The sequence below is a fragment of the Streptomyces sp. NPDC047525 genome, from assembly GCF_040643025.1.
GTDB lineage: Bacteria > Actinomycetota > Actinomycetes > Streptomycetales > Streptomycetaceae > Streptomyces > Streptomyces durmitorensis.
The window spans coordinates 25298-39916 of sequence record NZ_JBEYTL010000026.1; the positions used below are offsets into that span (position 1 = coordinate 25298).

The 14619-nt window shown below is 70.6% G+C and carries 13 protein-coding genes; 4 read left to right on the top strand and 9 right to left on the bottom strand.

The window, feature by feature from the left end:
• The first annotated feature begins 197 nt into the window (after nucleotides 1-197).
• Complete coding sequence (locus ABZ833_RS41930) at nucleotides 198-1433, top strand: hypothetical protein (protein ID WP_361058619.1); 1236 nt, start codon at nucleotides 198-200, stop codon at nucleotides 1431-1433.
• A gap of 205 nt (nucleotides 1434-1638) precedes the next feature.
• Nucleotides 1639-2865 carry a hypothetical protein gene (locus ABZ833_RS41935; RefSeq protein WP_361058621.1) on the top strand — a complete coding sequence of 409 codons (1227 nt, stop codon included), beginning with the start codon at nucleotides 1639-1641 and terminating at the stop codon, nucleotides 2863-2865.
• A gap of 144 nt (nucleotides 2866-3009) precedes the next feature.
• Here ABZ833_RS41935 and hflX read toward each other — a convergent pair whose 3' ends face one another.
• The 6 genes from hflX to miaA all read right to left on the bottom strand — a co-directional run bounded on the left by hflX (nucleotide 3010) and on the right by miaA (nucleotide 11030).
• Nucleotides 3010-4509, bottom strand: a complete 1500-nt coding sequence (gene hflX, locus ABZ833_RS41940) for a GTPase HflX (protein WP_361058623.1) — start codon at nucleotides 4507-4509, stop codon at nucleotides 3010-3012.
• A 170-nt stretch (nucleotides 4510-4679) separates the two neighbouring features.
• Nucleotides 4680-6167: a M1 family metallopeptidase gene (locus ABZ833_RS41945; RefSeq protein ID WP_361058625.1), complete on the bottom strand. Its 1488-nt coding sequence runs from the start codon at nucleotides 6165-6167 to the stop codon at nucleotides 4680-4682.
• Between the two features lie 111 nt (nucleotides 6168-6278).
• Nucleotides 6279-8432, bottom strand: coding sequence for an HD domain-containing protein (locus tag ABZ833_RS41950; RefSeq protein WP_361058627.1), 2154 nt, complete (start codon nucleotides 8430-8432; stop codon nucleotides 6279-6281).
• Nucleotides 8433-8574: 142 nt separating this feature from the next.
• Nucleotides 8575-9453, bottom strand: a complete 879-nt coding sequence (dapF, locus tag ABZ833_RS41955; protein WP_361058629.1) for a diaminopimelate epimerase — start codon at nucleotides 9451-9453, stop codon at nucleotides 8575-8577.
• Nucleotides 9454-9528: 75 nt separating this feature from the next.
• Complete coding sequence (locus ABZ833_RS41960; RefSeq protein ID WP_361058631.1) at nucleotides 9529-9990, bottom strand: hypothetical protein; 462 nt, start codon at nucleotides 9988-9990, stop codon at nucleotides 9529-9531.
• 101 nt (nucleotides 9991-10091) lie between these two features.
• Complete coding sequence (gene miaA, locus ABZ833_RS41965; RefSeq protein ID WP_361058633.1) at nucleotides 10092-11030, bottom strand: tRNA (adenosine(37)-N6)-dimethylallyltransferase MiaA; 939 nt, start codon at nucleotides 11028-11030, stop codon at nucleotides 10092-10094.
• Between the two features lie 182 nt (nucleotides 11031-11212).
• Between miaA and ABZ833_RS41970 the strand changes: the two genes are divergently transcribed.
• Nucleotides 11213-11557, top strand: coding sequence for a hypothetical protein (locus ABZ833_RS41970; RefSeq protein WP_361058634.1), 345 nt, complete (start codon nucleotides 11213-11215; stop codon nucleotides 11555-11557).
• Between the two features lie 25 nt (nucleotides 11558-11582).
• On the top strand, nucleotides 11583-11852 hold the full coding sequence (locus ABZ833_RS41975) for an antitoxin (RefSeq protein ID WP_249587337.1): 270 nt from the start codon (nucleotides 11583-11585) through the stop codon (nucleotides 11850-11852).
• Nucleotides 11853-12008: 156 nt separating this feature from the next.
• On the opposite strand, the gene ABZ833_RS41980 is transcribed toward ABZ833_RS41975, so the two are convergent.
• From ABZ833_RS41980 to miaB, 3 genes are read right to left on the bottom strand one after another with little or no spacing between them, the layout of a single operon-like run.
• Nucleotides 12009-12722: a class III extradiol dioxygenase subunit B-like domain-containing protein gene (locus ABZ833_RS41980; RefSeq protein ID WP_361058636.1), complete on the bottom strand. Its 714-nt coding sequence runs from the start codon at nucleotides 12720-12722 to the stop codon at nucleotides 12009-12011.
• A gap of 20 nt (nucleotides 12723-12742) precedes the next feature.
• Nucleotides 12743-13027: a hypothetical protein gene (locus ABZ833_RS41985; protein ID WP_361058638.1), complete on the bottom strand. Its 285-nt coding sequence runs from the start codon at nucleotides 13025-13027 to the stop codon at nucleotides 12743-12745.
• A 52-nt stretch (nucleotides 13028-13079) separates the two neighbouring features.
• Entirely contained in the window at nucleotides 13080-14600 is a 1521-nt protein-coding gene (gene miaB, locus ABZ833_RS41990) for a tRNA (N6-isopentenyl adenosine(37)-C2)-methylthiotransferase MiaB (protein ID WP_361058640.1), read from the bottom strand.
• Nucleotides 14601-14619: the final 19 nt, after the last annotated feature.

The following is a 14619-nucleotide window of genomic DNA, read 5'->3' on the forward strand; positions in this document are numbered from 1 at the left end:
GGACAATTGCCAGGTCAGCAAGGTCGTAGCGAAACCGTTGCCGTTCCGTCGGCAGTCCCCCACGGCACCGGCATAGTGTGAGGTGCCGTTCCACCGCGGCAGGGTGTGCGGCGCCACGCGAACTCGGCGCTCAAAGCACCGTGCGGCACGCGGTGTCCGGCACGTGAACCATCTCGAAGCCCAGGGGGAATCTCTCTATGCGACCCATACGCCCGCTCAAGACCGCCAGTCGTGGGAGGAGCGCGCGCGGCAGAACCTCCCCTGTGGCGGCCGCTGTCGCGATCGGCGCGGCGCTCGTTCTGACCGCGACGGCCTGCGGCCCGAGCGAGGACAACGCGGGCGACGAACCCTCCGCGTCCCAGCCCGCCGACGACGGCAACGGCAACGGCAAGGTCAAGATTCCGCAGGACATCCAGGACCGGCTCAAGGAGCACGGCATCGACCTGGACAAGTGGAAGGACGGGGCCTGGAAGAACTGGGACAAGGACGACTGGCTCCGCGAGGCCGGTGACTACGTCAACCCGATCATCGAGGGCCTGTGGGACTCGGACCGTATGCGGGACGCGGACAAGAACCCCGACCGCGGTGTCGACGACAACGACATCTCCGGTGACCAGGGCGTGACCGACCCGACGCCCGAGCCGGTGGAGGCGGCGGCCCTGAAGACGCCGTACGACGCCAGCGCTCCCGCCTCGGGCAAGCTGTTCTTCGACGGCCCCGAAGGCTCGATGGTCTGCTCGGCCACGGTCGTCGAGGACCCGGCGCACCCGGGCAAGTCCAACATGGTGTGGACCGCGGGCCACTGCGTGCACGCGGGCGCGAAGGGCGGCTGGTACCGCAACATCGCCTTCGTCCCCTCGTACAACAACAGCGGCAAGTCGGCCGACGAGCTGCAGAACGCCCCCAAGGAAGAAGTCGCTCCGCACGGCGTCTGGTGGGGCGACTGGGCCCAGACCTCCGACCAGTGGATCGAGCAGGGCGGCCCGACGGGCGGCACGGGCGCGCCGTACGACTTCGCGGCCATCCACGTGACGCCCGAGAAGGGCAGCGAGGGCAAGTCCCTGGAGGAGCAGGTCGGTTCGGCTCTCCCGGTGGACTTCAACGCCCCGGCCGTGCCCCAGATCGCCGACATGACGGCGACCGGCTACCCGGCGGCTCCGCCGTTCGACGGCCAGAAGGCGTTCCAGTGCGCCGACAAGCCGGGCCGGCTCTCGATCAGCAAGCCCGACCCGACGATGTACCGCATCGGCTGCACGATGACCGGTGGTTCGTCCGGCGGCGGCTGGGTCGCCGAGGGCTCGGACGGCAAGCCCGCCCTGGTGTCCAACACCTCCATCGGCCCGGTGACGGCCGGCTGGCTCGCCGGTCCGCGGCTCGGCAAGGAAGCCAAGGGCATCTACGGCGCGGTCAGCAAGAAGTTCGCCGACAAGTAGCCGGTCGGCAGCCGACCGGCAGGCGTCTGATGTACGACGGCGGGGTCGCCGCAAACCTTCACGACCCCGCCGTCATTCGTCCCCAATCACACAGGCATAGTGGGGTGTTGCGTTCGGCGGGGCGCTCGTGGAGCTGCCAGGCCGACACATGACAAGTACATGGCAAATGCAGCAATCACACGTTCAATTCGGGGGTTACAGCACCATGCGTTCCACTCGTGCGCCCTTCGCGCGCAGTCGCGGGCGACGTCTCGCACTCGCCGCCACCGGGCTCGCCGCGACCCTGGCACTCACCGCCACGGCCTGCGGTCCGAGCGACGACAAGGCAAGCGACAAGGCTGATTCCGGCACTTCCCAGGGCGCGGACAAGGGTTCCGACACCGGCACTGACACCGGCTCCGATGCCAAGCTGCCCGGCGACATCGCCGACAAGCTGAAGGACCACGGCATCGACCCGGACAAGTGGAAGGACGGGGCCTGGAAGAACTGGGACAAGGACGACTGGCTCCGCGAGTCCAAGGACTTCGTCAACCCGGTCATCGAAGGGCTCTGGAAGCCCGAGCGGATGAAGAAGGCCAAGGACCCGAACAAGACGATCGCGGCGAAGGACGCCCCCTCCGATCAGGGCGCGACCGACCCCGAGCCGTCGCCGGTCCAGGCCAAGCGCGAGAAGACGCCGTACCACGAGAACGCCGCCCCGGTCGGCAAGATCTTCTTCGACTCCCCCGAGGGCTCGATGGTCTGCTCCGGCACGGTCGTGAAGGACCCGCGCAACCCGGGCAAGTCCAACCTCGTGTGGACCGCGGGCCACTGCGTGCACGCCGGTTCCGCCGGTGGCTGGTACCGCAACATCACCTTCGTGCCGGCCTACAACGACCTCGGCAAGTCCGAGGCCGAGCTGAGCAACGCCGCCCCGCAGGAAGTCGCCCCCTACGGCCAGTACTGGGCCGACTGGGTCTCGACCTCCGCCGAGTGGATCGACGAGGGCGCCGCTTCGGGCGGTGCCGGTGCGCCGTACGACTACGCCGTGATGCACGTGAAGCCGGAGCAGGGCTCCAAGTCCCTCGAGGAGACGGTCGGCAACGCGCTGGACGTCGACTTCTCGACTCCGTCGGCGCAGAGCGTGAGCTCGATGGGCGCCTGGGGCTACCCCGCCGCTCCCCCGTTCGACGGCCAGATCATGCACAAGTGCGTCGACAAGCCGGGCCGTCTCTCGCTGACCTCCACCCAGCCGACGATGTACCGCATCGGCTGCACCATGACCGGTGGTTCGTCCGGCGGCGGCTGGTTCCGGATGGTGGGCGACAAGACCCGCCTGGTCTCGAACACCTCGATCGGCCCGGCCGAGAACACCTGGCTGGCAGGACCGCAGCTGGGCAAGGGCGCCAAGCAGGTCTACGACATGATGAGCGAGAAGTACGGCTCCAAGTAGCCGCACGGCGGGCGACCCCCGCACCTCGCACATGACGCGGCGAAGGCCCGCCCCCACGAAAGGGGGCGGGCCTTCGTCATGCGGAGAACCGAACCGCACGGACCGAACCGCGCGCAACCGAACCGCGCCTGTCCGGGCCTGCGTTCAGCCCGCGACCGGGACGTACGGCGCGAGATCCGCCGCCAGTTCCGCGTGCACCTTCGCCTTGAGCAGCGTGCCCTCGGCCGTGTGCTCCTCGGAGAGCACATCGCCCTCCGCGTGCGCCCGCGAGATGAGCTGGCCCTGCGTGTACGGCACGAGGGCCTCGATCTCGACCTCGGGCCGCGGCAGTTCGGCGTCGATCAGCGCGAGCAGCTCTTCGATGCCCGCGCCCGTGCGCGCGGAGACAGCGATCGCGTGCTTCTCGTTGCGCAGCAGCCGCTGGAGGACCAGCGGATCGGCCGCGTCCGCCTTGTTCACGATCACGATCTCGGGCACGTCGGTCGCGCCCACATCGCGGATCACCTCGCGCACGGCGGCCAGCTGCTCCTCCGGCACCGGGTGCGAACCGTCCACCACGTGCAGGATCAGGTCGGACTCGCCGACCTCTTCCATCGTGGAGCGGAATGCCTCGACGAGGTGGTGCGGCAGATGCCGTACGAACCCGACGGTGTCGGCCAGGGTGTAGATCCGGCCGCTCGGCGTCTCGGCCCGGCGCACGGTCGGGTCGAGGGTGGCGAACAGGGAGTTCTCCACCAGGACGCCCGCGCCCGTGAGGCGGTTGAGCAGGGAGGACTTGCCCGCGTTCGTGTAACCGGCGATCGCGACCGAGGGCACCTTGTTGCGCTTGCGCTCCTGGCGCTTGATCTCGCGGCCGGTCTTCATCTCCGCGATCTCCCGGCGCATCTTCGCCATCTTCTCGCGGATCCGACGCCGGTCCGTCTCGATCTTGGTCTCACCGGGACCACGCGTCGCCATGCCACCGCCACCGCTGGATCCGCCGCCGCCCATCTGACGGGAGAGCGACTGACCCCAGCCACGGAGGCGCGGGAGCATGTACTGCATCTGGGCAAGGGCGACCTGCGCCTTGCCCTCTCGGGACTTGGCGTGCTGGGCAAAGATGTCGAGGATCAGGGCGGTCCTGTCGACCACCTTGACCTTGACGACGTCCTCGAGGTGAATCAGCTGGCCAGGGCTCAGCTCACCGTCACAGACGACGGTGTCGGCCCCGGTCTCGAGGACGATGTCACGCAGCTCGAGGGCCTTGCCGGATCCGATGTACGTCGCCGGGTCGGGCTTGTCGCGGCGCTGAATGACGCCGTCGAGCACGAGCGCACCCGCCGTCTCGGCGAGGGCGGCCAGCTCGGCGACCGAGTTCTCCGCGTCCTGCACTGTGCCCGAGGTCCACACGCCGACGAGGACCACTCGCTCCAGACGGAGCTGGCGGTACTCGACTTCGGTGACGTCCTCGAGCTCGGTGGAGAGGCCGGCGACGCGGCGCAGGGCCGCGCGCTCGGAGCGGTCGAACTGTTCGCCGTCCCGCTCTCCGTCGATCTCGTGGCTCCAGGCGACGTCCTCTTCCATCAGGGCATCGGCCCGAAGACCTTCGGGGTAGTTCTGCGCGAGGCTCTGCGCGTCCTGGGAAGGGGAAGAAGAGGAGGTCATTGGATCCTTACGTCGATGGGATTCGTCATAGTGCTCAACGCTCGGGGCCGCCCCGAGATTCCCCGGGCCGGCCGGCAGGGGCCCTGACATCACCCCGAGGGGTTTGCCCGGACCCGCAGCGGCGCCGACCTGAAGATGGTTGCACGGAACGGCCCGTCTCGTCACGTGGGTTATTTCCCCGCGGGAGCGGCCTTACGCCAGTCCGGGTGCCCCGGCATCGGCGGCGTCTTCGCGCCGTACAGCCAGGCGTCGAAGAAACCGCTCAGATCGCGGCCCGCGGTCGACGAGGCGAGCCGCACGAAGTCCGCGGTCGTCGCGTTCCCGTCACGGTAGGTGTGCACCCAGTCCCGCTCCAGGCGGTCGAAGTCCCGCTGCCCGATCTCCTGGCGCAGCGCGTAGAGCACCAGAGCGCTGCCGTCGTACACGACCGGCCGGAAGATGCTGATCTTCTGGCCCGGCGCGGGCCCCTTCGGCGCGGCCGGCGGTCCGCCCGCCTGCCGCCAGCCGTCCGACTGCCGGTAGGCCTCACGCATCCGCTTCTGGAGCGGCTTCTTCGACTTCTCCTCGGCGAAGAGCGCCTCGTACCAGGTGGCGTGCCCTTCGTTGAGCCAGAGATCGGACCAGGAGCTCGGGCTCACGCTGTCGCCGAACCACTGGTGCGCCAGCTCATGGACCATGATCGAGTCCACGTACCACTCGGGGAACTCGGGCCGCTTGAACAGGTCGCGTTCGAAGAGCGAGAGGGTCTGCGTCTCGAGCTCGAAGCCGGTCTGCGCCTGGGCGATCAGCAGGCCGTACGTCTCGAAGGGGTAGCGGCCGACCTTCCCCTCCATCCAGTCGATCTGGTCCGGCGTCTTCTTCAGCCAGCGCTCCATCGCCTTGCGGTCCTTGGTGGGCACCACATCGCGTACGGGGAGGCCGTTCGGCCCGTGGCGGTGCACCACGGTGGAGCGTCCGATGGAGACCTGCGCCAGTTCCGTCGCCATGGGGTGGCGGGTGCGGAAGGCCCGGGTCGTGGTGGCCCCCCTGTGCGCCGTGGCGACGGGCAGGCCGTTGGCGACGGCGGTGAGCCCCTTCGGGGTGGTGATGCGGAACGTGAACTGTGCCTTGTCGGCGGGGTGGTCGTTGGACGGGAACACGCGGTGCCCGGCGTCGGCCTGGTTGGCCATGGCGAGCCCGTCCGCCGTGGGCACCCAGCCGCCGTCCTGGTCCTTCGTGGGCCTGGGATCACTGGTGTGCCGGACGGTGATCCGCATCCGCTCGCCCCGGTCCACCGGCCGCGACGGCGTGACGACCAGGTCCTCACCGGTGGATTCGAAGCGGGCGGGGGCGCCGTTGACGGCCACGGAGCGGACCTTGCCGTGCGCGAAGTCGAGGTTGACCCGCTTCAGCGGCGCGGTCGCGCGGGCGTCGATCACCGTCACGGCGTCGAGCGGCTTCTTGTTGTCGCCGCGGTACGTGAGGTCGATGTCGTACGCCATGACGTCGTACCCGGGATTGCCCAGGTGCGGGAAGAGCCGGTCGCCGATGCCGAGCGGTCTGGCCGGTGACGGTGCCGTCGCGGCGAGGAGGGTGGCGGAGGTGGCCGCGGCCAGGAGCGCGGTCGCGATGCGAAGAGTCTTCGGCCGCGAGGCCTTGACCCGGGGGGTGAGCAGCATGAACTACCGCTATCAGCGCGGAGCTTCCGCACCGGTGTCGGCGCGCGCCATGCCACTCGAACGAGTCGTCAGGAGGCGGCCAGGGCGACGCCGACGCCCCATGGCACGCTGCTACGAAGTCGCCGCCGCAGGATGCTGGGCACGGCTGACGTCGTACACCCCGGGCACCGCGCGCATCGCGCGCATCAGCCCCGGGAGGTGGGCCGCGTCCGGGAGTTGCAGCGTGTACGTGTGGCGCACGCGCTGCTGGGTCGGCGGTTCGACGGTCGCCGACATGATCTCGACGCCCTCCAGGGCGATGGCTTCAGTGAGGTCGGCGAGGAGATGCGCCCGCCCGAACGACTCGGCGATCAGCGTGACCCGGCACTCGGCGCTGTCTCCCCAGCGCACTCCCACCTCGGCGCGCCCCACTTCCTTCATGCGCCCGACGGCGGGGCACTCGACGCGGTGGACGGTGACGACGCCGCCGCGCACGGCGAAGGCGGTCACCTCGTCGGGCGGCACGGGCGTACAACAGCCCGCGAGGCGGACGCTCGCGCCTTCCCTGTCCACGACGGCGTTGGCCGCCGCGGGGCGCGGGAAGTCGGAGGTCTGCGGCGGGGGCGAGGGCTTCTCCGGGGTCGATGCCGCGGGAGCCGACGCGGGCGTGGGGTGGGTGGTGAGCCAGCGCCGGATGGCGATGCGGGCGCCGGGGGTGCGCGCGTGGTCGAGCCACTCTCGGGAGGGCCCGGACGCCGCGTCCTGCCCCATGAGCAGCTGGACCGTGTCGCCGTCCCGCAGGACCGTGCTCAGCGTCGCCAGGCGGCCGTTGACACGTGCACCGATACAGGCGTGGGCGTCCTCGCCGTACTGCGCGTACGCGGCGTCCACGCAGCTCGCGCCCGCGGGCAGCCCGAGCGTGCCGCCGTCGGGGCGGAAGACGGCGATCTCGCGGTCCTGGGCGAGGTCTTCGCGGAGCGTGGACCAGAACGTGTCCGGGTCGGGGGCCGCTTCCTGCCAGTCGAGCAGGCGGGAGAGCCAGCCGGGCCGGGTCGGGTCCGCGCGCTCGCCCTCGAAGGCGTCCGCGGAAGGGGCGTCCGGACCGGCGTCGGACTGCTCCTCCGAAGGAGGAGCGTACGGATTGCGCAGCGCGACGACGCCGGCCTCGGCGACCTTGTGCATCTGGTGCGTACGGATGAGGACTTCGGCGACCTCTCCGTCCGGCCGGGCCACGGCCGTGTGCAGCGACTGGTAGAGGTTGAACTTCGGTACGGCGATGAAGTCCTTGAACTCCGAGACCACCGGCGTGAAGCACGTGTGCAGCTCGCCGAGGACGCCGTAGCAGTCCGCGTCCTCGTTCACCAGGACCAGGAGGCGCCCGAAGTCCGCCGCGCGCATCTCGCCGCGTTTGCGGTGCACCCGGTGGACGGAGACGAAGTGCCGTGGCCTGATGAGGACTTCCGCGGCGATGCCCGCCTCGCGCAGCACCGCGCGGACGTCGTCCGCCGTCCCTTCCAGGGGGTCTCCGCCGCCCACGGCGTTGGCCGCGATCAGCTCCTGGACCTGGGAGTACTCCTCCGGGTGGAGGATCGCGAAGACGAGGTCCTCCAGCTCGGTCTTGAGGGCCTGCACGCCGAGGCGTTCGGCGAGCGGAATGAGCACGTCCCGCGTCACCTTGGCGATCCGTGCCTGCTTCTCGGGGCGCATGACGCCGAGCGTGCGCATGTTGTGCAGGCGGTCGGCCAGCTTGATCGACATGACGCGTACGTCATTGCCGGTGGCCACCAGCATCTTGCGGAACGTCTCGGGCTCCGCGGCCGCTCCGTAGTCGACCTTCTCCAGCTTCGTGACGCCGTCGACCAGATAGCAGACGTCGTCGCCGAATTCCGTGCGCACCTGATCGAGCGTCACATCCGTGTCCTCGACGGTGTCGTGGAGCAGGGACGCGGTCAGGGTCGTGGTCTCGGCGCCCAGCTGGGCGAGGATCAGGGTCACCGCGAGCGGATGTGTGATGTACGGCTCACCGCTCTTGCGCATCTGGCCGCGGTGCGAGGACTCCGCGAGGACCCACGCACGCCGCAGCGGCTCCAGATCCGCGTCGGGATAGTGGGCGCGATGGGCTTCCGCCACATGGCCGATCGCGTCCGGCAGCCGGTCCCGGGTGGCGGGCCCCATCAGGGCCGCGCGGCCGAGCCTGCGCAGGTCGAGCCGCGGACGGCCGCGCCTGCGCTGCGCACCGGGCGTCACGGGGCCAGGCATCGCGGGGTTTGTGGCCTCCGCACTCATGGGCACCTCCGGCTGCTCCGACCGGCGGTGAGCGGACGACGGCGTGCTCCGTCCGGGCCGGTGCTTGATGCTACCGAGCCCATCACGCGCCGCTGACCGCCTCTCGCCGAGCGTGAAACGGATCACCCATTCGAGCGACAGTTCACGGGTTTACAGTTTCGAGCCATTCCGCGTCGATCTCGCCTTCGGCGACGATCACCGCGGGACCCGTCATCTCGATCTCTCCGTCGGGCCGCTCGGTGATCACCAGGCTCCCACCAGGCAGATCGACGGTGTACGTCACCGGCGAACCGGTGGCAGCAGGGTCCGCCCCGTCCCTGCGGGCCGCCGCGACGGCGACGGCGCACGCGCCCGTGCCGCACGAGCGGGTCTCGCCCGAGCCGCGCTCATGCACGCGCATGGCGACGTGGCGCGGGCCGCGGTCGACGACGAACTCGACGTTCACGCCGTCCGGGTAGGCCGCGGCGGGGCTGAAGGGCGGCGGGTCGTACAGGTTGCCCGCGTCGGCCAGGTCGGCCACGAAGGCGACCGCGTGCGGGTTTCCCATGTTCACGTTGCGCGCGGGCCAGTGCCGGTCGGCCACGGACACGGTGACGTCCCCTTCGGGGAGGAGCGCCTTGCCCATGCCGACGGTGATGTCGCCGCCGGCCGCGGCCTTGGCGATGTGCACGGTCTTCACGCCGCCCCGGGTGGCGATGGCCAGATCACCCTCGCCCACCAGTCCGGCGCGCTGGAGGTAACGGGCGAAGACGCGCACGCCGTTGCCGCACATCTCGGCGATCGAACCGTCGCCGTTGCGGTAGTCCATGAACCACTCGGCCTCGGCGGCCAGATGGCGCACCTCCGGGTGCACCGCGGACCGTACGACATGGAGCAGGCCGTCGCCCCCGATACCCGCGCGGCGGTCGCACAGGGCGGCCACGGCGGCCGGGGACAGCTCAAGGGCGTTGTCGGGGTCCGGGACGATCACGAAGTCGTTCTCGGTCCCGTGCCCCTTGAGGAAGGCGATCCGCGTGCTCATTCCTCGATCGTACGGGGTAGCCACGACACTCGGTTCGTACGGTGCCCACCAGGGCCCTGACCTCGTACGACGCCGTCAGCGAAGGCGTGCGACGCGCCACACGGCGAGGAAGGCGACGGCCAGGAACACCAGGGCGTACGCGGAGACGATCCGCCAGTCCGGGCGGCCTCCGGAACCGCGCTCCGGCAGCCCCGGCCAGGTGTGCCCCACGCGGCGCGCGGCCATCATGCCCCAGCCTGCGGCGCACGAGCTGATCAGGAGCCCGAGCATGGCGACGACGGCGCCACCGTCACCGAAGTCGAAGGCCAGCGGGAAGGCGAACATCAGCGATCCGGCGGCGGCGAGTATGACGATCGGCGCGAGCTGCCAGATGCGCAGACGGCGCTGCGGGCGCAGTTCGACCTCGACCTCGGCGACGGCCATGTCGTCCGCGCCGGGGCCGTCAGCGGTCACGCCGTCCGGTGGCCCGTCAGGGCCGTCCGGAGTCAGCTCGCCGCCGTCATGCGCGGTGTCACGAGGGCCGGCCTCCATCGCCATCCGCCCTCCCACTTCGGACTCCACTGGTCGATCGATGACCGATGATGGCACGGCGCCAGGGGCCGGGATGACCGCCGGAGCGTCCCGATGCCATCACGTGATCAGGCTGTGACCGGTCGTTCGACCAACGCCAGTGCCCGCCCTGGGAGTTCCCCTCGATCGGCCATGGCGCCACTGAGCCAGTGCACCCGGGGATCGCGGCGGAACCACGAGTCCTGACGGCGTGCGAAGCGCTTGGTCGCGCGCACGGTCTCCGCACGCGCCTCGTCGTCGGTGCACTCCCCCGCGAGCGCCGCGAGCACCTGCTGGTACCCGAGCGCACGCGACGCCGTACGCCCCTCGCGGAGCCCCACGGCCTCCAGCGCACGCACCTCGTCGACGAGGCCCGCGTCCCACATGCGGTCCACGCGCGTGGCGATGCGATCGTCGAGTTCGGGGCGGCCGACGTCCACGCCGATCTGGACGGTGTCGTAGACCGAGTCGTGGCCGGGGAGGTTGGCGGTGAAGGGCTTGCCGGTGATCTCGATGACCTCAAGGGCGCGGACGATCCGGCGGCCGTTGCTGGGCAGGATGGCCTGGGCCGCTCCGGGGTCGGCGGCGGCCAGGCGGGTGTGGAGCGCGCCGGGGCCCTGGAGCGCGAGCTCTTCCTCCAGGCGGGCCCGGACCACGGGATCCGTGCCGGGGAACTCCAGATGGTCGACGGCCCCCCTGACGTAGAGCCCGGAGCCGCCGACCAGGATCGGCCAGCGCCCTTCGGCGAGGAGGCGGTCGACCTCGGCTCGCGCGAGCTTCTGGTACTCGGCGACGCTCGCCGCCTCCGTGACGTCCCAGATGTCGAGGAGGTGGTGCGGCACTCCGTCGCGCTCTTCGAGCGTCAGCTTGGCGGTCCCGATGTCCATCCCTCTGTAGAGCTGCATGGAGTCGGCGTTGACGACTTCGCCGCCGAGACGCTGGGCGAGGAAAACGCCCAGATCGGACTTTCCTGCCGCGGTCGGCCCGACGACGGCGATGACCCGCGGTGCGGGAGCTGCTCTACTCACCGCCCCAGTCTCGCAAACCCTGCGACCACTTCCCGAACGAGCTACGTGACGCCACAGGCCCGGGGTCGTTGCCTGTTGCGAGGTTCCGGCCGCCGGTTTCGAGGATCGGCGACCCGGGCGGCGCAACAGGGCGCACCGGGCGGCGCGGGATTTCGCCCACACGAGTACCGTATGGAGTAGATATGGGCGTTTTTGCACGGTTCCGCCGGAAGTCCAAGGACACGGAAGAAGCGTCAACAACCGAGGCGGCAGCCGGCACCCTGACGGCCGAGCCGGAAGCGGCAGGGGAGCCCCCCGAGGCCGGGGCCGGCACGGAAGAGGCCAAGGCCGAAGCTGCCGCCGAGGACAAGGCCGAGGCCGGCACGGAGACCGACGAAGCCAAGGCCGAAGCTGCCGCCGACGCCGAGACCGAGGGCAAGACGGAGAACACCGAAGAGGCTGCCGCGGAGAACGTGGACATCCCAAAGCAGCAGTCCGCGGAGAAGGCCGCCGACAACGACGAGGCCGACGAGGGCGCCCGCAAGTGACTCTCCCGGCGAGGGAAGGTAACCGATGGGCTTCCTGCAGAGCCTGAAAGACAAGCTCGCCCCGGCGAAGGACAAGGTCGCGGGCCTCGCGCAGCAGCACGGGGACAAGATCGACCAAGGTCTCGACAAGGCCGCCAAGGTGGTCGACGACAAGACCAAGGGCAAGTACAGCGACAAGATCCAGACGGGGACGGGCAAGGCGAAGGATGCCGTGGACCGCCTCGCCGGGACGCCTGACGAGGGCACGGGCAAGGGCGGCGGCACCGCCCCTCCGACGCCCCCTCCGGCTCCCTGAAGCACCGGCTGAACGACACCGGCGGACGGCCGTGGAGCACCACAGGCTCCACGGCCGTCGCCGTGCGTCGGCCACGTGCGCGGTGCGGTCCGGCCAGGACCGCTGGGACCGCCAGAGCCTCTGGGACTGCCAGAACCTCCGGGACTGTCTGGGCCGCTAGGACCAGGCGGCCACGAAATACCCGACGCCGTACGGAGCGTCCTCGTAGAGCAGCTCGCCGCTCAGGCCCGCGCCTTCGGCCGCGCCCGCGAGCACCTGCCACGGCGCCCGGCCCGCCGCTTTCAGTTCGTACGCCAGCTCCTCGTCCACCGCCTTGAGCGCCGCCACGTCCGCGGCCCTCAGCGCACGGGCGATCTCCGCGTCGAACCCCGCGGCCCGCTCGTCGAGATACCCCGGCGCCTTCAGCGTGCGGCACGCGCTGGCGTCGCCCATCACCAGCAGGGCCACCCGGTCGGCCCGCGCCGCGATCTCCCCTCCGACTTGAATACACCGCTCGGCCGCCAGAGGTTCCCCCACCCCGAGTCCTTCCAGCGGGGCCGCCGACCACTCCGTACGGTCGAGCAGCCAGGCGGCGACGGCGAGCGAGGTCGGAAGCCTGCCCTCCGTAGCCTCGCCGCCGGAGCGTCCCAGGCGTACGTCGAGGTCCACGCCGAAGCCGCGGAACGACCCACCGGTGCCCTGCGGATGCGGGCCGCGGCCGCTCTGCTCGGCCGGGCCGACCACGACGAGCCGGTCGGGCCGCGAGGCGGCGAGCACCCCGATGGCGTCCGTGCACGCGGCGCGCGCGGCGTCCAGTTCGGGGGCGGCGCCCGCTGCGACCTCGGGGACGAGCAGGGGCGGGCAGGGGCAGACGGCTGCGGCGACAAGCATGATCCGCAGCGTAATGCCCGCTAATACGTGATCGGGCCCGAGTCCCACTCCAGCTCGCAGATCGAGAAGCGGTACGGGAAGGAGCCCCCGGACGAGCCGTCGCCGATCACCATCCAGCCGTCGGACGTGCGGTAGCGCCGCATCCGTACGGGGTAGCGCGGGTGCTTGGGGCGGTACAGGCGGACGAACTCCGCGAACCGCTCCACCGCCTCCTCGTGCGTGCCGTCAACCGTGGCCATCGTCTCGAACAGATGCCACGCCCCCGGCCCCGGAGGGTTCTCCATCATCAGCGCCCAGCGCGCCATCAGCCCGTCCCCCGTGTGTCTGTCGCTCCCCCGTCGTCCGCCGCCGCCCCGGTCAGCCGAGCGCGCACCCGCCGGTGGTGGCCACCGGAAGCGGCTCGGGCGCGCCTACCTGCGGCAGTCCGAGCATCACGCCTGCGGGCTTGGCGGCCGGCTCGGTGTTGCGCTTCTCCCAGGCGTCACCCGCGCGCGTGGGGCGCACGTTCAGGACGGCGCCCTCGGCGAGCAGGTGGTGCGGCGCCGCGTAGGTGATCTCCACCGTCACGACGTCACCGGGGCGGACCTCGGCGTCCGGCTTGGTGAAGTGCACCAGGCGGTTGTCGGGGGCGCGCCCGGAGAGGCGGTGGGTGGCGCCGTCCTTGCGGCCCTCGCCCTCGGCGACCATCAGGTCGAGGGTCCTGCCGACCTGCTTCTTGTTCTCGTCCCAGGCGATCTCCTCCTGGAGAGCGGACAGACGCATGTAGCGCGCCTGCACGACCTCCTTGGGGATCTGCCCCTCCATGGTCGCCGCAGGCGTACCGGGACGCTTGGAGTACTGGAAGGTGAAGGCGTTGGCGAAGCGCGCCTCGCGGACCACGTGCATCGTCTGCTCGAAGTCCTCCTCGGTCTCCCCGGGGAAGCCGACGATGATGTCGGTGGTGATCGCGGCCTCGGGCATGGCGGCACGGACCTTCTCGATGATCCCGAGGAAGCGGTCCTGGCGGTACGAGCGGCGCATCGCCTTGAGGACCGGGTCCGAGCCCGACTGGAGCGGCATGTGCAGCTGCGGCATCACGTTCGGGGTCTCGGCCATGGCGGCGATCACGTCGTCCGTGAAGTCGCGCGGGTGCGGGGACGTGAAGCGCACGCGCTCCAGGCCCTCGATCTTCCCGCAGGCCCGCAGGAGCTTGCTGAAGGCCTCGCGGTCCCCGATGTCCGAGCCGTACGCGTTCACGTTCTGGCCGAGCAGCGTGATCTCGGAGACGCCCTCGCCGACGAGCGCCTCGATCTCGGCGAGGATGTCGCCGGTCCTGCGGTCCTTCTCCTTACCGCGCAGGGCGGGCACGATGCAGAACGTGCAGGTGTTGTTGCAGCCCACGGAGATGGAGACCCACGCCGCGTACGCGCTCTCGCGGCGCGTGGGCAGCGTCGAGGGGAACGCCTCCAGGGACTCGGCGATCTCCACCTGCGCCTCTTCCTGGACGCGGGCCCGCTCCAGGAGCACCGGCAGCTTGCCGATGTTGTGCGTGCCGAAGACGACGTCCACCCAGGGCGCCTTCTTGACGATGGTGTCGCGGTCCTTCTGCGCCAGGCAGCCGCCGACGGCGATCTGCATGCCGGGCCGCTTGGTCTTCATCGGAGCCAGGCGGCCGAGGTTCCCGTACAGACGGTTGTCGGCGTTCTCCCGTACGGCGCACGTGTTGAAGACCACCACATCGGCGTCGCCGTCCGAGCCCTCGGGCGCGCGTTCGTATCCGGCGCCCTCAAGGAGACCGGAGAGGCGCTCCGAATCGTGGACGTTCATCTGGCACCCGTAGGTGCGCACCTCGTACGTTCCCTTGACGCCCACTGCCTGTCCCCGGTCTCCGCTGCTCATGTGACAAGGGTAGGCGGTC